We start from the raw sequence: 20,094 nt of genomic DNA, 5'->3' as shown, positions 1-20,094 counted from the left end.
CCGACGGATAAATACCGTTTACCGATTTTGTCTTGTTCGATACGCAATGCGCCAAATCAGTACGTCTCAAGAGTAAGGAGACATCATGGCTGGTCTTACCACTACTTTCGAGGGTTCCGACAAGCGCTGGGAGCAGTCTCTCGTCGCGGGCGAGCGCACCGAGGTGAGCGTAGGCCACACGCAGGCCATGGCCGCCGTCGAGGGCGTCTCCAAGGGCATCGTGGGCGTCGCGGTCTCCGCGTGCCTGCTCGCTGCCGTCTACGCTGCCCTGCAGGGCGGCATGCTCGAGTCCAGCGGCCTTGCCGCCACCATCGCCATCGTCCTCGCCGTCGCCGGCATTGTCGTGAGCGTCATGGACGGCCGCCGCATCATGCGCGAGGCCCGCGAGCGCTAGAGCTTCGAGGGTAACGTGGTAACGAGCGGGTTCATCACGTGCCCTACACAGTTTCAGGTTCTTACAGCCCGCAAATAGCCAAGGCCCGTATCCTTTCTCCTTGTGAGACCGAGGGTGCGGGCCTGTCTTTATGCCAATTTGGACAACCGTGCCAAACCCCAGGGACTTGGAGGCCACGAGATGCAGGTGCGCGACATCACGATCGACGAGCTCGAGAAGAAGGCAGCCGAGCTCGGGCTTGGGCTGCCCATTGAGCAGACCGAGCCGTGGGCCCGTTACCAGGCAACCATCGACGGGCGCACGCCCTGGGGCTGTGTTGAGTTCGTGGGCGAGGGCGAGGGTGGCCAGCCCAAGACGCTCGCCCTCGCAAGCCTCTTCGACCACAAGACCCACGGCTACCACTACCTGCGCTCCAACCACGCGCCGGTGTGGGTGGAGGCCCCCTCCCCCGAGCAGGAGGCCGAGGCCATGGCGGCGCTTGCCGCCCACGTTCGCAAGCGCGACTCGAAGCAGACCTTCGCGCGTCTGTGCGTGGCGGCAGACCTGCCCGCCTGCGAGCCGACCCTCTCCGGCATCCCCTACGACCAGACCGTCGTCATCGACGTCACCGGCGGCGACGAGGCCATCCTCTCTCGCATGAAGCCTCGCGGCCGCCGCGACGTGCGCAAGGCCCTGCGCGAGAGCCCGGTGGAGTGCGCCGACGAGACCGAGCGCGCCGCCAAGAGCTTCGAGGAGTACTACGACGTCATGCGCGAGACCGGCGAGCGCGACGGCTTCCATCCCGCGCCCTGCAGCGACTACGAGGACATGATTCGCATCCTGGGCTCCGAGCACTGCCGCGTCTACGCCGGCCGCATCGACGGACGCGTGGTGACGTGGTCCATCGTCACGATCTTTGGCGAGCGCGCCGTGCGCTACTACGGCGCGAGCAGGAACGACACCATGCGCAAGCACGTCACCGACAAGCTCGTCTACTTCGAGTGCTGCGACCTGGGCGCCAACAAGGCCGTGACCGGCTACGACATGATGGCCATCGGCAGCGAGTTCTCGCCCAAGCTCATGGGTCTAAACGAGTTCAAGACCAAGTTCACGAAGCAGGTGACCCCCGTGGCACCCGACCGCGACTTGCCGCTCAAGAAGCTGTTCTACAAGGCCCTCGTGACGGCAAAGCGCCTGCGCGACCGGAAGTAAGGGCCGCCGAGGGCCGCAGATGCGGGCGATGGCTGCAGATTGCACGCTCGCAACGTCAGGATTGGCCAAAACCTCGAGCCCGAAGCCATATGGGTCTTGCGCGGTCGATGCTATGGCCGAGAGAACGAGTAGGGGGTGCGTCGTCCAAGGCGACGCACCCCCAACTGCCATCCATCCAGCGCTGTCATCCATCCGGCACCGCCATCCATCCGGCACCGCACCGAGTTGCCATCCGACCGCTGCCACTTAGTCAGCGCTGGACCGTCTCGCAGCATACCTGCCGGTAGCCCGGCCCCGCATGCACCAACCTACTTGATGGCGTCCACGAACCAGCTCGTGATGCTCGTGGGGTGGGTAATGGCCGTGCCCACGACACACGCCCAGGCACCGGCGCCCATGGCGGCCTGCGCGTCGGCAGGCGTGTGGATATGTCCCTCGCACACCACTGGGAACCCAGGGAACTCACTCACGGCCTGACGAAGAATTGGCAGGTCAGGACCATCGTCAAGCGTAGTGTCGATAGCGGGCTTGTTGTGCGAGAGCGTTGTGGAGACGAGGTCTGCGCCGGCCGCCACGCCGCGGCGGATGTCCTCGATGGTCATGCAGTCGGCCATGATGAGGGTGTCGCACTGGGCCCGCAGGTCACGCACGGTCTCCTCGAAGGTGCGACCGTCCGGACGCGGGCGATCCGTGGCGTCGATGGCCACGACGTCGGCACCGGCGTTCACGCAGGCAATCGCGTGGCGCAGGGTCGGCGTGATGTAGACGCCCTCGTGCCCCTCCTTCCACAGGCCGATGACGGGAACCTCGACGCGGCCCTTGATGGCAGCAATGTCAGAAAGGCCCTGGCAGCGGATGGCCGCCGCCCCTCCCAGCTCACAGGCGCGCGCCATCTGGGCAATGGTCTCCGGGTGGCGCAGCGGCTCGCCTGGATAGGCCTGGACGCTCACGACGAGCTTGCCCTTGAGCGACTCGATCAACGGATTCACAGACATGGGACTCCCCTTCTAGCTGAGCTCGGCATACCCGGGCTTGACGAGGTTCTCGGCCGCGCCGATAAGCGGGGCGTTGCCGCCCAGTTCGCCATCGACTACGGGCGTCTTCTGGACGGGCGGCATAGCCTGGCCGAGGAAGCTCTCGCGCATGGCACCTGACCAGTTAGGACCGCACTGCGCCACGGAGCCCGAGAGGATCACGCAGGTGGGGTCGAGCATGTTGCACATGCTGCCGAGCACCTCGCCCAGGGCGTGGCCGGCACGGGCCTCGGCGGCCTTGGCAGCCTCGTCGCCCGCGGCGGCACGACGGTCGATCTCGGCGCCGTCCATGGGCGTGCCGTCTGCTTGAGTAGCGTCGCCGCCAAGGCGCACGTACTCGTCGATGATGCCGGGGCCAGCGGCGACGGGCTCGAGGTGGCCGGTGGCGCCGCACGAGCACGGCACGCCCGCGGCGGCTGGGCAGCAGACGTGCCCGATATGACCGGCCTCGTCGTGTGCGCCAAGCATGATCTGGCCGCGCTCCACGAAGGCGCCGCCGATGCCCGTGCCCACGGCAACCACAAGGCAGCTCTGCGCGTCGCGCCCGCCGCCCCAGCGAGCCTCGCCCAGCGCGTGGGCGTGGACGTCGTTGAGGACGCGGCAAGGAAGCCCAAACTCCTTGGTCACGGCCGCGCCGAGCGCGGTGCCGCCCCAGCCGGGCATGAGGTCGTTCGCGAACGTCACGTCGCCGGTGCGCGGGTCGATGACGCCGGCGCTGGAGATGCCCACGCCCGCAACCTCGCCCTCGGCGCGGGCAAGGGCCCCGCGTATGGCCTCGAGCACGCGGGCCAGCACCGCGCGACCGCCCTCCATCGCCGCGGTGGGAACCTTCTCCACGGCCTCCACCACGGGGGCCTCGCCGCCCAGCGTCACCACGCCGGCCGCGATCTTCGTTCCGCCGATGTCCACCGCGACGACGCGCTTCGTCTCCGCCATCTTTGCCTCCCTGAAGCCTTTGGCGGCACAGCCGCCTCTTGTTGGTATAGGGGTAGGGCCGGCCGCCTGGAAAGACTGGCCGGCCCCGAGCGTGCCATGTGGGGAGCGGCCACAACTCGCTCCCCGATTATCAGAAGACTTGCAAAAGGGACTGTTCCGCATTGCATGCCAAAGGGCGTATCCCACACAGCATGCCCTCGGACCCCCCCCATCCTTCCCTTTCAGGAAACTTGCAAAAGGGCCTGCCCCCAATGACAAGCTAGAGGAGGCCGGTGTCAGTGAGGACCTTCTTGATGGCCTCGACGTTGGCGCCCTCGAGCGGGCGGACCGGGCGCGGCATCTGGTTGGTCTCGAAGATGCCCATGAGCCACAGAGCCGTCTTGAACGCGCCCACGCCGCCGGCGTAGCCGGTGACGCCGCTCGTGCAGTCGAAGATGTGGCTGATCTCGTTCAGGCGGTCCTGCTCCTTCTTGACCGTGGCCCAGTCGCCGGCCTGGTAGGCCTGCCACATGCGCACGTAGCCATAGGGCTCGACGTTGGCGAGACCCGGCACGGAGCCGTCGGCGCCGGAGAGGTACGCGCCGTCGACCACGATCTCGTGGCCGGTGAGCAGGCTCATCGGATGGCCGTTCTTCTCGTTCTCCTGGACGAGGTAGCGGAAGGAGATATCATCGCCGGAGGAGTCCTTGACGCCGGCAAGCACGCCCTCGGCACCGAGCTTGGCGAGGAGCTTCCAGGGAATCTTGGTATGGACGCAGACGGGGATGTCATAGGCGAAGATCGGCAGCGACAGCTCCTCGTGCAGGATGCGGAAGTGGTCCTCGATCTCGGTGGTGCCGCCAAGGGCGTAGAACGGGCAGGTGGCCACGATGGCGTCCACGCCGGCCTGCTCGGCGTACTTGGCGTGCTCGATCACGCGCTCGGTCTCGGTGTCGATGCAGCCCATGAAGACCGGCACGCGGTGGTCGACGATGCGCATGGCCTCGTCGATGATCTGCTTGCGGCGCTCGTCGGTGGAGAAGACGACCTCACCGGTGGAGCCCATAAAGAACAGGCCGTCGACGCCGGCGTCGATCATACGGTTGATGACGCGCTCGAACGAGGGGACGTCGAGCTGGTGGTCGGCCGTGTCGGGGACGACGACAGGCGGGATGACACCGGAGAACTTCTTGGTAGCCACGGGATTTACTCCTTTGTTCCATGGCCGCGCGAGCGGCCGCTTATTGGTGCGTGATGCGTTGGCGCAAGGCCGCCCCCCCAGTATGGACCGGCGGGCCGCGTCCTGCGCGGTAAATCTAGCGAACGAGAAAGCCGACGAGCTCGTTCTCGAACTCGTTGATGCGCTCGTGCGCGTGGCGCGGGTAGCAAACCTGTCTCACGCTCGCCGCCGCCTGCGCCGAGGACACGAGCTTGGCCTGGCCCCGTGTGGGCGCCTGGTCGTCCATGAGCCCCGTGCCCACGAGCAGCTCGCCACGCAGAAGCGAGGCCAGGTTAGCGGCATCCGCGTAGGAGAGGGCCCGTGCGAGCGCCCCTGCCCCCGAGCGCGTGGGGTCCGAGGCGCGGAAGCGCCGCGTGATGCCCGCGAGCGGCCCGGCCGCGACAGGTGCGTCCAAATCGATGCCAGCCGGCAAGGGGTTGCAGGCCGCACAGCGCCAGGAGGTGTCACCCAAAAGGGCGGCCGCGGCCACGGCCGCCGAGCCACCGAGCCCCTCGCCCCATGTGCTCACGCGCGCAAGGTCGATGCCGGGTAGGGCAAGCGCAGCCGCTGAGACGCGCAGGGCGTCTGTGTAGGCGCCCGCGAGCGCGAGCCCCTCGGGCGCGGACTCCCAGCCTGCCGAGGCATCGAGGGACTCCCAGCCAAGCGAGCGGGCGTCGAGCATCACCACGGCGACGCCGAGCGCCACGAACCGCGTGAGGTGATGCCAGCCGCGCACGCCCTGGTACCAGTCGGGGAAGGCAAGCACGAGCGGCACGGGCGCGTCCGTAGCCGGCCTCACGTAGCGAGCACGCAGGGTACGCGCGCCCGGGGCAGACACCACGAGCTCGGCGTAGCGCGCCGAAGGGCTCGCGAACTCCAGCGGAGACAGCCCAACGTCGCCCTCGCCCAGCAAGCGGGCGCTCGCGGCGCGCAGCTCCCAGAACTCACGGAAGCCCGCCGGCAGCTCGCATCCGAGCGAGGCCTCGGTCAGGGACGAATCACTCATCGCGCTCGCCTCCCCTCAGGCCCGCGTTGAAGAAGTCGATGATCATGTCGTCGAACGCCTGGATCTCCTCGTGGCCAAAGTCCGGGAAGAGCACGCGCCGCTTGGGGCAGTCCAGGTTGTTGTAGACGGCGCACTGGGTAGGTGGCGGGCACACGATGTCGGCGAGGCCCGTGCCAAACAGCACCTCGCAGCGCACGAGGTGCGCAAAGCTCACCGAGTCGATGTAGGCGAGCTTGCCGAAGACCTCGCCTGTGCGCTCACCGGCCGGGTCGAACCAGCGGGCGTAGTAGCGAAGGCCTTCGTAGGCAATGTCGTCCGCCTCGAGCTCGAAGACGCGACGGTAGTCGGAGAGAAACGGGTAGAGAATCGCCGCCCGGCTCACGAGGTCCGCATTGAGCGCCGCGCACGCGATGCCAAGGCCGCCGCCCTGCGAGGCGCCGTTCACGTAGACGCGCGAGAGGTCGATGCCCTCGAGTTCGCGAATGATGCGGCACAGGATGCGGATGTCCTGGTGGCAACGCACGTAGTAGAGGCCTGCCGGGTCCCCGTCGAGCCCCGCCACGATGTGGCCGGAGACGGTGGTTCCCTCGTAGCCGCCCACGTCGTTGCCGGGACCGCCCTGGCCCGGGCAGTCGAACGCGAGGATGGCCATGCCCATGCCCACGTAGCTCATCTGCTCGAGCCAGCTCCTGCTCGTGCCGGGATAGCCGTGGAACTGCAGCACGAGCGGCATGCCCTCGAAGGGTTCGCCCTCGTGCGCCTGGGAGAGTGCGAGCTCGCCTTTGGGAACGAGGTACTTCGCGTGGAGGCGCGCACCTCCCATGCCGCGGAACCACAGGTCATAGAGCTTGCAGGAGGCGCCGGCGATGGCCTCGGGCGAGATGTTCGCCCCGCCCATGGCCTCGGTGGCAGGCACGAGCTCCCACTCGAGGGGCTCCGAGTCTGCCTCTTGGATCCGGGTCGCCCAGAACTCGTCGAAGTCCGGAGGCACCGGGGTCGAGCCGCGATACCCGGCAAGATCTTCAATCTGGCCTCGCGTGTATGGCACGACAGCTCCCTTCTCCCCCATCTGGCGAATCAGCCCCGCCACGGCCGCCATCCCATTTGGCTCATTCGCCCTCCTGAATGAGTCAAACGGGATGGCGGCCACTGGGCCAAGGTGACTCATGGGGAGGGAAAGGGGCAGGCGCACATGCGAGCGGGAGGGTGCGCCCGCCGGCCGAGGGGGATGAGCCGGCGGACGCGGGATGAATCGGCTCAGCTACTTGCCGAGGTTGGGATGCAGCAGCGATGGCGCCGCGCCCAGGAGCATCTTGGTGTAGTCGTCCTGCGGGTTCTCGAAGACCTGCTTGGCCGGCCCCTGCTCCATGATCTGGCCGTGGTTCATGACGATGATACGGTCCGAGATGTAGCGCACGGTCTGGATGTCGTGACTGATGAACATCATCGACAGGCCGAGGTCGCGCTTGAGGTCCGTGAGCAGGTTCAGGATCTGCGCGCGCACGGACACATCGAGGGCCGAGGTGGGCTCGTCGGCTATGATCGCCGAGGGGTTGAGCGACATGGCGCGGGCGATGGCGACACGCTGGCGCTGACCACCGGAGAGCTGACCGGGAAGGGCGCGCAGGGCGCTCTTGGGCAGCCCCACAAGGCCGATGAGCTCGTGGATGCGCTTCTCCTGCTCGGCATCTGTGCCAACCTTGTGCACCAGCAGCGGGTCAAGCAGCTGGTCGCGCACGGTCATGCGCGGGTTCAGGGCCGTCGCCGGGTCCTGGAACACGACGGAGACCACGCGGCCGATCTTCTTGCGAAGGTCCGCGCTGCGCCTCGTCACATCCTCGCCCTCGAAGTACACGTGGCCAGAAGTCGGCGACTGCAGGCCACACATGACGTTTGCCGTCGTGGACTTGCCGCAGCCAGACTCGCCCACGATGCCGATCGTCTCGCCCGGCATGAGCTTGAGCGTCATGTCCTTCACGGCGTGCACCTTGTTGGGGTGCAGCAGCGACCCCGTGCGGGTCTTGAACGTCACGGAGATGTCGTCCAGGAAGATGATGGGCTGGTTGGGGTCCTTTGCCTTGACGTCTGCCATCTACCTCACCTCCCCTTCGGAGCTGGCTTGCGTCCCGGCGGCGACGGCCGCTGCAAACGCCTCGTCTTCGGTCTGGTGGCACTCGAGGAACGGATTGAGACCGTTGGCCTTGAGATAGTCATCGGGCAGCTCGGCGAAGCAGTGGTGCGTACCCGCGCCCAGCTGCTTGATGACCGGATGCACGTCCAGGCCAACCATGGGATGGCTGGAGCGCGGCGCGAAGCGGTCGCCCTTGGGGAAGTCCTCGGGCGAGGGCACCGAACCCGGCACCTGGTGCAGGCGCGTGCCGTCCTTGGCGCCCTCCTCGATCGAGAGCACCGAGCCCAAAAGGCCGCGGGTGTACTCGTGGATCGGGTTGGTGAGCAGCTCCTTGGTGGGCGCCTGCTCGATGATCTGGCCGGCGTACATGACCGTGATCTCGGAGGCCACCTCGGCCACGAGGGCGAGGTCGTGCGAGACGAAGATCATGGCGAAGCCAAGCTTCTTCTGCAGGTCGTTCAGCAGCTTGATGACCTGCTTCTGCACGGTCACGTCGAGGGCCGTGGTGGGCTCGTCGCAGATGACCAGCGACGGGTCGCGTGTGAGCGCCATGGCGATGAGCACGCGTTGGCGCTGGCCGCCGGAGAGCTCGTGCGGGTAGCTCTCGAGCGTGCGCTTGGGGTCGAGGCCCACGAGCTCGAGCAGCTCCTCAGCGCTGCGCGTGCCGCCGCGGCTCGTCAGCTGCTTCATCTGACTGGAGATGAGCATGGAGGGGTTAAGCGAGGACAAGGCGTCCTGGTAGACCATGGCCAGCTCGTGGCCAAGGAGCTTTCGGTGCTCGTCGCGGCTGAGCTTCACGAGGTCCTTGCCCTTGTAGAGCACCTCGCCGGTGATGTTCTCGTTGGGGTCGGTGAGGCCCATGATCACCTTGGTGGTGATGGACTTGCCGCAGCCGGACTCGCCCACGAGCGCCATGCACTGGCCCGGGCGCACGGAGAAGGACACGTTGTCGACGACCTTCACGTCACCATGGCTCTCGAAGCTGATGCAGAGGTTCTTGACCTCGAGGATCGGCTGCACCGAGAAGTCGGGCACGTGGCGGTCCGTACGGGCGAGCTCAACCTTGCGCAGCGCGGAGAGACGACGCTCCAGCGGGGCGGCCTGCTCCTTGTAGGCGCGCACCGGGTCGGAGGCGAGGATGTCGTCGGCACGGCGGCTCTCGGAGTTCTCCGTGTCCACCGGGGCGCCGGGCTTGGCGGCCATGGCGTCAGTGAGGCCCTCGGAGAGGATGTTGAGCGCGAGGCACGTGATCATGATCGCGAGGCCGGGGAATACCGCCTGCCACCAGCGGCCGGCAAGAACGCCGCCGCGGGCGTCGGCGAGAATGTTGCCCCACGTGGCCGTGGGCTCCTGGATGCCGGCGCCGATGAACGTCAGCGAGGCCTCGAAGATGATGGCGTCTGCCACGAGCGTCACGGTGAAGACCATGATTGGCGCGATGCAGTTGCGCAGGACGTGGCGGATGAGAATCCACGGGGCGCGGGCGCCGGAGACGATGACCGCGCGGACGTAGTCCTCGCCGTACTCGGAGACGATGTTGGCGCGCACGATACGGGCGATCTGCGGCGTGTACATGAAGCCGATGGCGAAGATGATCGAGGGCACGGAGTTGCCGAGGATCGTCACGAAGACGGCGGCGAGCGCGATGCCCGGGATGGACATGATAATGTCCAGGATGCGCATGACGACCTCGGAGACGGCCTTGCGGCTCACGGCTGCGATGGCGCCGATGACCGAGCCGCAGACGAGTGCCATGGCCGTGGCACCAAAGCCAATGATCAGCGAGTAGCGGCCACCGTAGAGCATGCGGCTCAAGATGTCACGGCCCTTGTCGTCGGTGCCAAAGAGGAAGCCGCCGCCCGGCGCCTGACGCGCCGTGAAGATGTCGACGGGGTTGTGTGGGGCGAGCAGGGGCGCCAGCACGCTGGCCAGCACGACGAGCACGAGGATGGCGAGCGAGACCTTGCTCGACATCTTCATGTTCTTGAGGCCGCTGAACTTGAGACCCTTCGCGGCGGCCTGCTCGAGCTTCTGGGTCTGCTCCTCACGAATTCCAGCCATGTCCCTACACCGTCCTGATTCGCGGGTTGATCAGGATGTACAGCAGGTCAACCACGATGTTGATGATGATGAAGGACAGAGCCACGACGATGACGACGCCCTGTACGAGCATGGTCTCGTTGCCCTGGATGCCCTCGAGAATCGCCATGCCCATCCCCGGCAGGTTGAAGATGACCTCGATGACGACGGCACCGCCCATGAGGTAGCCGATCTTGAGGCCGAGGGTGGTCACGGGCGTGATGAGGGCATTGCGCAGGACGTTGCGGGCGATGACGATGCGCTCGGGAATACCGGCGCCGCGCGCGGTGCGCACGTAGTCCTTGTCAAGCTCCTCGACCATGGCGGTGCGCACGATGCGCGTCATCTGGCCGGTGAGCGGGAACGCCAGGGCGACGGCGGGCATGATCATGCGCGCCAGGTAGCCGCCCGGGTTGGTGAAGAAGTTCGGCAGCGCGCCGGAGGCAGGCAGCACGTGCATGTAGGATGAGAAGAGCAGGATGAGCAGGACCGCGAGCCAGAACGACGGCGTGGCGAGGCCGCCGATCGAAATCACGCGAATGAGCTGGTCCGGCCATTTGTCTCGGTAGAGCGCCGCAATGACGCCCAGCAGGAACGAGACGACGGCGCCGATGATGAGCCCGATGAAGGTGAGCTGCATCGTGACCGGCAGCGCCTTGGCGATGCGGTCGCCCACGGAGTACTGCGCGGCGCCATAGGTGCCGAGGTCTCCCTGGACGAGGCCACCAAGGTAGCGGACGTAACGGACGGCCCACGGGTCATCCAGGCCGTGCTCCTCATGGTACTGGGCGACTGCCTCAGGGGTCGCACTCTCGCCGAGGGCGTTGTACGCCGGGTCGACCTTGGAGAACGACATGAGGAAGAACACGAGGAACGTGACACCCAGCGCCATGATCGGCAGCGCGATGAGGCGGCGCCCAATGAGGCGAAGCAGGTTGTTCACGGTCTCTCCCCTCTCTCACTCGATTGCTATGCACGCGATTCAACAAAGAGGGGCCCGAGCCCACGTGCGCTCGGGCCTCCAGACGCAAGGCCTCCGGTCATCCCACCGAGAAGCCTCCCGACGATGCCATTACGCCTTGGCGGTGCAGGCGTCGATGAAGTTCATGCCAGTGGTGCCGATGCCCTTGAAGTTCTTGATCGAAGTGCCGTCGGCAGCGGCGGTGTCGCCCCAGTAGGCCGTGGAGGTCTTGACCTGCAGCACCGGGTAGAGCACGACGTTCTCGGCGAGGATGTCGAAGCACTCGTTCCAGGTGGACTGCTGCTCGTCGCCGGACTGGCCGAGGGCCGTGGTCATGAGCTCGTTGAGCTTCTTCCACTCCTCGGAGGTGCCCCACGGGCAACGGGTCTTCATCCAAATGTTGTCACCGAACCACCAGTTGAGCAGCAGGTCCGGGTCGGCGCCGAAGCAGGACGGGTCGCCGGGGGCCAGCAGCAGGTCGTACTCGTTGCCGCCCTGGTCGATGGCGGCGTAGGTGGCGGCGGAGGTGTCGGTCACGATGTTGACCGTGAAGCCGATGGCGTCGAGGTCGTTCTTGACCTGCGTGGCCATGGCCTTGACCTCGGTCTGGTCCGTGGTGCGCAGCTCAATGGTGCCCGGGGTGATGCCAGACTCGGAGATGAGCGACTTGGCCTTCTCCTGGTCATAGGTGTAGACCGTGGAGGCCTCGTGGTAGTTGGTGAAGGTCTCCGGCAGGTAGCAGGACGGCGCGGTGGCCATGCCAGCGAAGGCGTTGGAGATCATCTGGTCGTAGTTGAGGGCGTACATGACGGCCTGGCGGACCTTGACGTTGTCCCACGGGGCCTTGGCCACGTCGAACATCAGGAAGCGGGTGCCGAAGCCCTGAACGGTGTCGATGTTGCAGCCGGCGCCCTTGAGGGTGTCGACGGCATCGGCGCCGGCGGCCTCCATGACGAGTGTGCTGCCCTCCTGCTGGGCGGTGAGGCGCGCGGTGGCGTCCTTCAGCACGGAGTAGTGGATCTTCTCGTCCTTGGCCTTGTGCTCGCCGTTGTAGTTGGGATTGGGGACGAGGACAACCTCGGAGTCGGAGATGGTGTCATACATCCAGGGGCCGGAACCGATGGGCTTGGCGGTCATCTCGTCCTTCGTGGCACCGTCGGGCACGACACGGACGACGGCCAGGCGCTCCTTGAGCAGCGAGAAGTTGGGGATGGCGGTCTTGACGGTGACCGTGGTGTCATCCTTGGCCTCGACAGAGGCGATGGGGGCGAGCATCGAGATATAGATGTTGCCCTCGGCCGTGGACTGCTTGAAGGAGTAGGCGACGTCCTTGGCGGTCACGGCTTTGCCGTCGGAGAACTTGGCGCCGTCGCGGATCGTGACCTCGAAGGTGGTGTCGTCGACCTTGGTCGGGTCTGCCGCGGCAAGCTCGTTGAAGGTGCTGTAGTCGTGTGGGTCGATGCCGTAGAGGCCCTCGACGACGTGCCAGTTGGTGCCAAGGGCAAGTGCGGAGGACGTGCTGGACGGGTCGTAGTTCTGCGTGCTGTACGCAGCGCCGGCCGTAATGGTGCCGCCACCCTCGGTGCCAGCGGAACCGCTGCCCGCGCTCGTGTCATTGCCACCGCCACCGCAGCCAGCCAGGCCAAGGCCCGCGGCCGCGATACCAGCCATGCCAAGGAACGAGCGGCGAGAGATTCCGTTGTTTCCAGTCTTCATAGCCAACACTCCAATCAGCCGACGCGATCCGTCCCCCGTATGGGCGGTCGCTGCATTCCCGACCAGTCGTGCTTCGGTCGTCTCTATCCTAATTGGGAAAAGTTCCCAATCTGGTCCTCAAACCGGTGGGTGGTAGGTATTGTTCGCCGAGTTGAAATGTCTATGAAATAGTGGTCACTTCTGCGTCTATTTTGCTACCACTGGGCAAATTATCCCGAATTCTCGGCCCGCTTAGCTGTGTTTTGAGGTAATAGGAGCAGGCCATTGGCATGGCATGGGACTAATTCCCGGTAGCGTTCCAACTTGTAGCACCCAGGTAACCGCACGCGTCTCGACGGGATCGGAGGCGTGGGGCACAAGAGCTTCCCGGCGCCTCTGCGTCAGCGGAGGGGGTGGGCCGCCCAGCTGAGGCGTTCCGGCGGGAGCGGAGGCGCTAGACCCCGGCGTCCGCGCGGTAGTGGGAGCCGAGGCTCTCGCTCCGGGCGCGGGCCGCCTCGAGAACCGCACGGGCGCAGGCGAGCTGGGCACGAAACCCGAGCGAGCGGGCAAGCTCGTGGCCGCAGGCCGCCTCGTCCGAGGGTCCGTCGGGAACAAGACCCTCGTCCAGCTCCCCCACCACGGCGAGCGCGGCCGCAAGCCCGGCCTCGTCCCTCCTCACCATGGCGGTGCGGGACATGGCCCCCTTGAGCCTCCCCGGGGCACCGGGGGCCACGGGCGCGAGGGCGTCCACTGTCGCAGACGCGGGCGGCGGGGGTGCCACCTCGCACGCATGAGCTGCCGAGACACCGGCGATGTGCCCGAACACGAGGCAGTTTGCCGAGGACAGGCCGCCGAGACGGTCCGCACCGTGCATGCCGCCCGCCACCTCGCCCGCGGCAAAGAGGCCCGCGAGCGCCGTGGACGCGTCTGACGCGATGCGCACGCCGCCGTTTGCCGCATGGGCAAACAGCGCGATACGTGCGGGGTCGCCCACGGCGAGGCCCCGCTCGCGCGCAAGCCAGTCGAAGTAGGTGCGCACGAACTCCGGCATGCGTGCGGCAAGCGTCGGGTCATAGGAGACCCACGCACCATCCGGGCCGGCATCCGCGATGGCCAGGTCCACCTCGCGCGACGCGAGCCGGCTCGTGAAGGGACCGTAGCCGCTCCTCATGTCGAGCAGCTCGGCCGCACGGCCCGCATTACCCCCGAGCAGCGGCGTCCCGTCCGCACCCGCGAGACTCGCCCAGCGGAAGGTCTTCTCGTTGAACACGGTGCCAAGCGCCCGCCGAGGCCACACATAGCCCGGCATCATCTGCATGAACTCCATGTTCACGAGCTCGCAGCCAGCCTCGAGCGCGAGACCCTGGCCCACGCCGGCAACATCGGGCGTACAGAGATGGCGGCCAAACAGGGCGCCGTACCCGCCGGTCGCGAGCACCACGGCGCGCGAGCCCACGAACCCGAGGCCATCCGCCGTGCTCAGGACGGCTCCGCAGGCGCGGCCGTCCTGGCGGGCAATCCTCACGGCCGAGGCCCCGGGCAGCACGCGCACGCCAAGCTCGTCGAGCGCACGGCCAAACGAGGCGCGCACGCTCGGCGCCTCGACGCCGTGCCAGCTGCGGTGCTTGTGGTCGAAGCAGGGAATGTACTCGCGCTGGGACGCCCGGGCAGGCTCCCGGAGCGCAACGCCCATCTCGCGAAGGCGCGCCACGGCGGGCGTGATGCCAGAGACGAGCGTGCGGACCAGGGCGGGGTCGGCCACCCCACAGCCCACGCGCTCGATGGTCGCCTCGAGGTCCGCCTCGTCGGCCTTGCCGTCCGGGCCCACGAGGCCCAGGCCCCAGGTTCCCGGATAGAAGCTCGAGCCCGAGAAGCGCGGGCCCGCGCAGACGAGCGTCACGCGCGCGCCCTCCCGCACGGCGGCAACCGCGGCTGCAAGGCCCGCGAGGCCACAGCCGAGCACGAGCACGTCGCACTCCCCCGACTTCGGCACGGAGAGCGTCCGGTCCCTTGCCCAGCCCAAGGCAGACCGCCTCGTCACACTCGGCATGGCGGACCGATCAGCCGCCCGTCCCAAGGCCGGCCCGGCCGCCGCACGAGCCGATGCCGGCTGACCCGTCGTTCGGCCTGGAACCGGCCGCCCTGCCTCACACCCCATGGAACGCGCCAACCCTAGAGCAGGCGGGCGGCGAGCGCCTCGGCGCTGGCGTCGCGGTTTCGCAGGGCAGCGTCACCGGCAAGGCGGCAGTACTCCCCCGCCAGCAGGTCGACGGCAAAGAGCATTGAGGTCTTGGCGATGATACTGCCTCCCTCGAGCGGCGTCTCCCGTCCTCCGCACACGAGGACCTCGTCCGCGAGCTCCGCCGCCGGCGAGGAGGCGTAATGGGTCACGAGCACCACCTTCGCCCCGCGCCTGCGCGCCGGAACCAGCACGTCGGCCGCGTCACGCGTGGCTCCGAGGAACGAGACGAACAGGATGGCGGATGTCTCGTCCAGAAGGCTCGCCGTCATGATCTGCAGGTGGCTGTCGGCCACGTTGTGGAACTTGGGCGAGATGGTGAGGAAGTGGCTCCAGGCGTCCGCGGCAATGAGCTGGCATCCGCCGTGTCCCAGGCAGAAGACGGAGCTCGCGTCCAGGAGCATCTGGGCGGAGCGCTCGACGGCGGCAAAGTCCATGGTCTGCAGGGTCTGGCTCATCACGGCCACGTTGGCGGCCAGCAGGTCTCGGGCGCGCTCGGCGGCGGGCAGCAGGGTCGTGGGCTCCACGCCGGCAGACACCTTCGCCTGGGAGGCCCGGATGCGCGCCTCGGAGCGTGCCGCCTGGGGAACCTCGAGCACCATCTCCTCGTCCCGGTCTGCCACGGAGTGCGCCAGCGCAAGCTTGAAGCGGCTGTAGCCGTCGAAGCCCAGGGCGGCGCAGAAGCGCGAGATCGTGGCCTTTCCCACGTCGCACGCGTCCGAGAGCTCGGAGATGGAGAGGTACTGGGCCTCGTCCTGATGAGCACGTAAGTAGTCGGCCACCTTCTTGTACGAGGGGGTGAAGCCCGCGTACTCGCGCTCGATAGTCTGCATGATGCCGGATGCCATGGATGCTCCCGCCTGTTGGTGGGGACGAGTTGCGTGCGCAACGGGCGTGCTTGCGGTGCCCGGCCTAAGGGCCGAGGCCGCAGATGCCTGCCCGGGGCCAAGGTCGCAGGTGCCGGGCCGGGGGCAAGGTCTCAAGTGCCTGGACCGGGACTGAGGCAAAACCGCCGGACAAGAGTTCCGTTCCCGAAACCATGGTCCCACGGAGACGCGCCCGTTTGGAACATTTTCCCAAACTGTATCGCGTCGGTCATCGTGCGTTGACGGCGCGCCCGCGAACGGTACCCTTGCGGGGAGCAGGCGGGCGTCACGGCGCCATCGCCCGGGCTTACGCATGGCGCGCCGTTCGCGTTTGATTGCCGCTATCCACCAAAGGCCTGAGCCGATGCGGCAGATGCCGTCCGGGCTCAAGGGGCCCGGGCCAGGCGCGACGGGCGCCATCCAGGCTCAAGGTGCCCGGGTCACCACGACAGGAGCCGCCCGGACTCACACCACAAACCTCCACAGTTTGGAGTTCCCATGACCCCCATCGTCGACTGCCACACCCACACCAACTTCTCCGATGGCGAGCCCTCCTTCGAGGAGAACGTCCGCGCCGCCGCCGAGGCGGGCTGCTCCGTCCTCGTCTCAACAGATCACCTCACGCTGCCGGCGAGCATGGACCCCAAGCTCGAGTGCCAGGTGCCCGAGGCGCGCCTCGCCGAGCATCGCGCAGCGTTCCTTGAGGCAGAGCGTCTCGCTCACGAGCTCACGGCCGCCACCGCAACGCCGCTCGAGCTCGTCTACGGCTTTGAGTGCGACTGGTACGAGGGCTGCGAGGAAAACGTTGCGCGCTGGGCGGCAGGCGCCGTGGTGCGCCTGGGCAGCGTGCACTGGGTGGGAGACCCGGGCAACGTGTGCGGCGGCGCGGCGGGTTCCGCCGAGGCTGTGGGCACGGCGCAGGCCGGGCTTCCCGGTTCCAGCGCAGGCTGGATCGACGACGGCAGCGACAAGCATATCTGGGAGGAGCTTGGGGCCGACGAGGTCTGGCGCCGCTACGCCGCCAGCTGGTGTCGCGCCTGCGAGAGTCCGCTCGAGTTCAGCTCCATGGCACACCCGGACCTCGCCGTGCGCTTCGTGAACGAGGACTTCGCACCCACAATCGACCTCGCGCCGCTCTGGGACGAGATGGCCGCGTGCGCCCATGACACGGGCCGGCGCGTGGAGGTGTCCACGGCAGGGCTCCGAAAGAGCGTGGGGGCCTACTATCCCTCCCCCGAGCTGCTGATCCGCTTCCATCGCGCTGAGGTGCCCATCACCGTTGGCAGCGACGCGCACCGTGCGTGCGACGTCTGCTGGGGCATCCGTGACGCCTACCGCTACGCAACCGCGGCGGGCTACCGCGGCATGGAAGTGCCCCACGCCGACGGCTCCTGGGAGCACGTGCCGTTCGAGTAGGCAGCAGGGCGCGCAAGGGCGCTGGGCAGACGGGCGGACCGCACACCCCGGGTATGTGGCCGTCAACCAGATTGCACAGCCACCGGTCAGCCAGGCTGGCAACCAAATTGCGCGTCCGTGGTCAGCCGAGCCGACAGGGGCCGCACGCCCCCGGGCAGCCAGGCTGACAACCAAATTGCGCGCCTGCGGTCGGCCGAGCCGACAGGCGGACCGCACACCCACGGGCAGCCAGGCCGTCAGCGCGAAAGAAAGCGGGGCAAAGCACATCACCCCCACAAAGTGGGAGCCTCGTCCTATTAAGGGATAGCGAGGCTCCCAAACTGTGGGGTGTGATGTGCTTTGCCCAACCGTGCGAACGCCCCGCCATGCCTCGGCGGGGCGTCAGGACCCGGCTTCCGAGCACTAGGGCTCGACCCTCCGCGCGCCTACTTCATGCGGGCGTTGAGCTCGCCGGCAAGCTCGTTGAGGGTGATGCCGTAGCGCTCCATGGTCACGAGCAGGTGATAGACGAGGTCGCCGCACTCGTAGCGAATGTGGTCGTGGTCGTTGTCCTTACAGGCCATGATGACCTCGCTGGACTCCTCGGCAAGCTTCTTGAGCAGCTCGTCCTCGACGTCGGTGAGCAGCTTGGCCGTGTAGCTCGTCTCCGGCGACGCCTCGCGGCGGCCGTGGATGGTGGCGGCCAGGCCCTCCAGCGTCTCGCCGATGTTGCCGTCCTTCACGTTAGCGGTACGAACTCCCATGATGTGTCCCTCCGGTCTGCGGCGCGCGGGCGCCGACGTTGTCTGTTTCTTGCGCGGGGCGCCTCGCTGCGGCCCCGCTATGGCCCACCTTCGTGCGGGGCACCTCGCAGCAGTCCCGCTCTCTCGCGCGTCGTATGCCTGCCGCCCATTCGGCGACGATCATCGGCGCACCCCTATTCCTCGCGGCACGCAAATCCATAGGCTCAGCTTGCCATATTCTGCGTCGTACTCAATGCGGTCAGACGAGTTGGGCATTTGAGCGGCCGCCCCGCGCCCGATAGAGCCGACAGGGCGGGGCTTTGCGCCGCTGTCACGAGCTGCCCCCTCGTACCCAACCTTGGGCAGCCGGCCCCCGCCCGATAGAGCCGGGCGGAACGGCCTTTGCGCCGCTGTCGCGAGCCGCCACCCTGCTCCTACCCGATCTGCTTGAAGAAGCAGCTGCGCGAGCCGGTATGGCAGGCGGGGCCGGGCGAGTCGACCTTGGCGAGGAGCGTGTCGGAGTCGCAGTCTGCCCACAGCTCCTTGAGCTGCTGCATGTTGCCGCTGGTAGCACCCTTGTTCCACAACTCCTGACGCGAACGGCTCCAGAACCACGTGGTACCCGTCTCAAGCGTGAGGCGAACGGACTCCGCACTCATCCAGGCAACCATGAGCACCTCGCCGGTATCGAACTGCTGTACGACGCACGGGATGAGGCCCTTGTCATCGAACTTGAGCGCAGACGGGTCAAAGCCCTCCCGTAGGTTCTCGTAGTGCGAAGATGCCTGGCTGTCGGAAGGCGCCGGGTTGCCAGAAGGCGGCCGACTGTTGGAAGGTGCTTGGTTGCCGGAAGACGCCCTAACGTCGATGCCGGATGTCTTCTCGCTGTCGATTCCCATGGTCCCTCCCTGTCGGCGGCGTTCGGCCGCGCCACCACAGACTTGCTAGGTCATGTTGCGCACTTTAGCACACTAAAGTGCCGGGCGAAAGCGTCAGGAGCGAACCAAATAAGTCGGATGACATCGCGGTCGTCATACGTGTGTACATTCGTCCGCAAACTGAGCCTTTCAGATTGGGACGATCAAATGTCACCGCAGACGGCGCCGCACGGATATCTCGCCATATCGACAAGGTGCCGAAGGAGAGCTCGCTCGGCCTCGACTCAACGACGCGTCAGCCACGCACACTCAACCCCCTCGCGGGGCCATCTCCATCGGGCGCCCCGCAAGAATGGCGGTCGGCCCTCCTTCGAAGCGCCTCGTCGCGACGCCTGAATAGGGCCTTCCTCGAAAGTGGTTACGAGACGAATGCCATCACGACGAGCGGACAAGCTGAAGGAGCTCGAAGCTGGTCTTGTAATGACTCGCCAAATTGTAATGACTCGCCAAATCGGACGGGTTCCGGGGAGGCACTTCAAAGAAGGGTGGCAGACCATGGGCGCCGGAATCAGGGGATGCGTCTTCGTGATGCTTGCAGTCCTGCTCTCGAGCGTGGTTACGGCCGTCGTGGACTGGCCGCCGCTCGACCTCATAGCACTCCTTGGCTACAACTTGCTCGCACTCCTCGCCTCGGACATCTTTCTTCTCTGATTGTTTGTAAAGTCGTTTGAGGTCATCCTGCTGTGGACCGCGGATTTGTAGACCAGGCCCAGATGAGGCCATAAGGCCCGGTGACCGGGAGGCACGGTTGGCTGGGAGGCACGGTTGGCCGGGAGGGTGAAGTCGTCCAGGAATCACGGCGGTTGCGATGCCGGGGCTGGCCGAGGGCAAGTTTGTCCACAAAAGACGGCGGTTGCGGAGCCGGGGCTGGCCGAGGGCAAGTTTGTCCACAAAAGACGGCGGTTGCGATATCGGGGCTGACCGGCGCAGAACAGGTCCGTCTTGGCCCAAAATCGCCCGTACCCTCAGCTGGGTGGTCTGGCCTTACAAAACGCGCGCTCCCCAAACCTGGCCAAGGACAAGGCTGTCCACGAATCAAGGCGGTTGCGGAGTCGGGGCTGGCCGAGGGCAAGTTTGTCCACAAAAGACGGCGGCTGCGACATTGCGGCAGGGCAAACAGCGCCAAGTTCCTCCCCGTGAGGCCAGATCAATATAAGAGCCAATAATCTGAATGATTGAGAGCTGCCTCTACCTGCGATTTTATAAACCTGCTCACCATGCGAGAGCAGGCAAGGGGCTCCCGGCCTTCCGCAGCACAAGACAGGGAACCGTGCGGCAGGCCCCGCAA

At 66.8% G+C, this 20,094-nt stretch carries 17 protein-coding genes; 4 read left to right on the top strand and 13 right to left on the bottom strand.

The window, feature by feature from the left end; translation table 11 throughout:
* Positions 1-85: 85 nt before the first annotated feature.
* A complete protein-coding gene (locus EFAMC2_RS08525; protein ID WP_154028582.1) occupies positions 86-394 on the top strand; it encodes a hypothetical protein in 309 nt (102 codons plus the stop codon).
* Positions 395-574: 180 nt separating this feature from the next.
* Positions 575-1,585, top strand: a complete 1,011-nt coding sequence (locus tag EFAMC2_RS08520) for a lipid II:glycine glycyltransferase FemX (RefSeq protein ID WP_154028580.1) — start codon at positions 575-577, stop codon at positions 1,583-1,585.
* Positions 1,586-1,893: 308 nt separating this feature from the next.
* On the opposite strand, the gene EFAMC2_RS08515 is transcribed toward EFAMC2_RS08520, so the two are convergent.
* The 11 genes from EFAMC2_RS08515 to EFAMC2_RS08465 all read right to left on the bottom strand — a co-directional run bounded on the left by EFAMC2_RS08515 (position 1,894) and on the right by EFAMC2_RS08465 (position 15,712).
* Positions 1,894-2,580 carry an N-acetylmannosamine-6-phosphate 2-epimerase gene (locus tag EFAMC2_RS08515; protein ID WP_154028578.1) on the bottom strand — a complete coding sequence of 229 codons (687 nt, stop codon included), beginning with the start codon at positions 2,578-2,580 and terminating at the stop codon, positions 1,894-1,896.
* 12 nt (positions 2,581-2,592) lie between these two features.
* Entirely contained in the window at positions 2,593-3,555 is a 963-nt protein-coding gene (locus EFAMC2_RS08510) for an ROK family protein (protein WP_154028576.1), read from the bottom strand.
* 259 nt (positions 3,556-3,814) lie between these two features.
* On the bottom strand, positions 3,815-4,735 hold the full coding sequence (locus EFAMC2_RS08505; RefSeq protein ID WP_154028574.1) for a dihydrodipicolinate synthase family protein: 921 nt from the start codon (positions 4,733-4,735) through the stop codon (positions 3,815-3,817).
* Between the two features lie 115 nt (positions 4,736-4,850).
* On the bottom strand, positions 4,851-5,759 hold the full coding sequence (locus EFAMC2_RS08500; RefSeq protein WP_154028572.1) for an acetylxylan esterase: 909 nt from the start codon (positions 5,757-5,759) through the stop codon (positions 4,851-4,853).
* The gene (locus EFAMC2_RS08495; RefSeq protein WP_261980215.1) at positions 5,752-6,807 is read right to left on the bottom strand and encodes an acetylxylan esterase; all 1,056 of its coding nucleotides are present in this window, start codon (positions 6,805-6,807) and stop codon (positions 5,752-5,754) included. The genes EFAMC2_RS08500 and EFAMC2_RS08495 overlap by 8 nt, the downstream gene beginning before the upstream one ends.
* A 213-nt stretch (positions 6,808-7,020) precedes the next feature.
* Positions 7,021-7,851, bottom strand: a complete 831-nt coding sequence (locus EFAMC2_RS08490) for an ABC transporter ATP-binding protein (protein WP_154028570.1) — start codon at positions 7,849-7,851, stop codon at positions 7,021-7,023.
* Entirely contained in the window at positions 7,852-9,951 is a 2,100-nt protein-coding gene (locus EFAMC2_RS08485) for a dipeptide/oligopeptide/nickel ABC transporter permease/ATP-binding protein (protein ID WP_154028568.1), read from the bottom strand.
* A 4-nt stretch (positions 9,952-9,955) separates the two neighbouring features.
* The gene (locus EFAMC2_RS08480) at positions 9,956-10,912 is read right to left on the bottom strand and encodes an ABC transporter permease (protein WP_154028566.1); all 957 of its coding nucleotides are present in this window, start codon (positions 10,910-10,912) and stop codon (positions 9,956-9,958) included.
* 129 nt (positions 10,913-11,041) lie between these two features.
* Positions 11,042-12,646, bottom strand: a complete 1,605-nt coding sequence (locus EFAMC2_RS08475; RefSeq protein WP_154028564.1) for an ABC transporter substrate-binding protein — start codon at positions 12,644-12,646, stop codon at positions 11,042-11,044.
* Positions 12,647-13,079: 433 nt separating this feature from the next.
* Complete coding sequence (locus EFAMC2_RS08470; protein WP_261980213.1) at positions 13,080-14,648, bottom strand: FAD-binding protein; 1,569 nt, start codon at positions 14,646-14,648, stop codon at positions 13,080-13,082.
* Between the two features lie 149 nt (positions 14,649-14,797).
* Entirely contained in the window at positions 14,798-15,712 is a 915-nt protein-coding gene (locus tag EFAMC2_RS08465) for a MurR/RpiR family transcriptional regulator (RefSeq protein WP_187325252.1), read from the bottom strand.
* Between the two features lie 516 nt (positions 15,713-16,228).
* On the opposite strand from EFAMC2_RS08465, the gene EFAMC2_RS08460 reads away from it, so the two are divergent.
* The gene (locus EFAMC2_RS08460) at positions 16,229-17,146 is read left to right on the top strand and encodes a PHP domain-containing protein (RefSeq protein WP_154028558.1); all 918 of its coding nucleotides are present in this window, start codon (positions 16,229-16,231) and stop codon (positions 17,144-17,146) included.
* Between the two features lie 425 nt (positions 17,147-17,571).
* Here EFAMC2_RS08460 and hisE read toward each other — a convergent pair whose 3' ends face one another.
* Both hisE and hisI read right to left on the bottom strand, forming a co-directional pair.
* On the bottom strand, positions 17,572-17,889 hold the full coding sequence (gene hisE / locus EFAMC2_RS08455; protein WP_154028556.1) for a phosphoribosyl-ATP diphosphatase: 318 nt from the start codon (positions 17,887-17,889) through the stop codon (positions 17,572-17,574).
* 413 nt (positions 17,890-18,302) lie between these two features.
* The gene (hisI, locus tag EFAMC2_RS08450; protein WP_154028554.1) at positions 18,303-18,767 is read right to left on the bottom strand and encodes a phosphoribosyl-AMP cyclohydrolase; all 465 of its coding nucleotides are present in this window, start codon (positions 18,765-18,767) and stop codon (positions 18,303-18,305) included.
* 534 nt (positions 18,768-19,301) lie between these two features.
* On the opposite strand from hisI, the gene EFAMC2_RS08445 reads away from it, so the two are divergent.
* Positions 19,302-19,457 carry a hypothetical protein gene (locus tag EFAMC2_RS08445; RefSeq protein WP_187325251.1) on the top strand — a complete coding sequence of 52 codons (156 nt, stop codon included), beginning with the start codon at positions 19,302-19,304 and terminating at the stop codon, positions 19,455-19,457.
* The last annotated feature ends 637 nt before the right edge of the window (positions 19,458-20,094 follow it).

It is taken from the genome of Olsenella uli, from assembly GCF_901212655.1.
GTDB classification, from domain to species: domain Bacteria; phylum Actinomycetota; class Coriobacteriia; order Coriobacteriales; family Atopobiaceae; genus Parolsenella; species Parolsenella uli_A.
Note: the sequence above shows the minus strand (reverse complement) of the source record. Positions and strands in the feature narration are given on the sequence as shown.

Coding starts and splice junctions, on each gene's coding strand:
- EFAMC2_RS08525 (WP_154028582.1), top strand. CDS start 86: ATGGCTGGTCTTACCACTACTTTCGAGGGTTCCGACAAGCGCTGGGAG.
- EFAMC2_RS08520 (WP_154028580.1), top strand. CDS start 575: ATGCAGGTGCGCGACATCACGATCGACGAGCTCGAGAAGAAGGCAGCC.
- EFAMC2_RS08515 (WP_154028578.1), bottom strand. CDS start 2,580: ATGTCTGTGAATCCGTTGATCGAGTCGCTCAAGGGCAAGCTCGTCGTG.
- EFAMC2_RS08510 (WP_154028576.1), bottom strand. CDS start 3,555: ATGGCGGAGACGAAGCGCGTCGTCGCGGTGGACATCGGCGGAACGAAG.
- EFAMC2_RS08500 (WP_154028572.1), bottom strand. CDS start 5,759: ATGAGTGATTCGTCCCTGACCGAGGCCTCGCTCGGATGCGAGCTGCCG.
- EFAMC2_RS08490 (WP_154028570.1), bottom strand. CDS start 7,851: ATGGCAGACGTCAAGGCAAAGGACCCCAACCAGCCCATCATCTTCCTG.
- EFAMC2_RS08485 (WP_154028568.1), bottom strand. CDS start 9,951: ATGGCTGGAATTCGTGAGGAGCAGACCCAGAAGCTCGAGCAGGCCGCC.
- EFAMC2_RS08475 (WP_154028564.1), bottom strand. CDS start 12,646: ATGAAGACTGGAAACAACGGAATCTCTCGCCGCTCGTTCCTTGGCATG.
- EFAMC2_RS08465 (WP_187325252.1), bottom strand. CDS start 15,712: ATGGCATCCGGCATCATGCAGACTATCGAGCGCGAGTACGCGGGCTTC.
- EFAMC2_RS08460 (WP_154028558.1), top strand. CDS start 16,229: ATGACCCCCATCGTCGACTGCCACACCCACACCAACTTCTCCGATGGC.
- hisE (WP_154028556.1), bottom strand. CDS start 17,889: ATGGGAGTTCGTACCGCTAACGTGAAGGACGGCAACATCGGCGAGACG.
- hisI (WP_154028554.1), bottom strand. CDS start 18,767: ATGGGAATCGACAGCGAGAAGACATCCGGCATCGACGTTAGGGCGTCT.
- EFAMC2_RS08445 (WP_187325251.1), top strand. CDS start 19,302: ATGGGCGCCGGAATCAGGGGATGCGTCTTCGTGATGCTTGCAGTCCTG.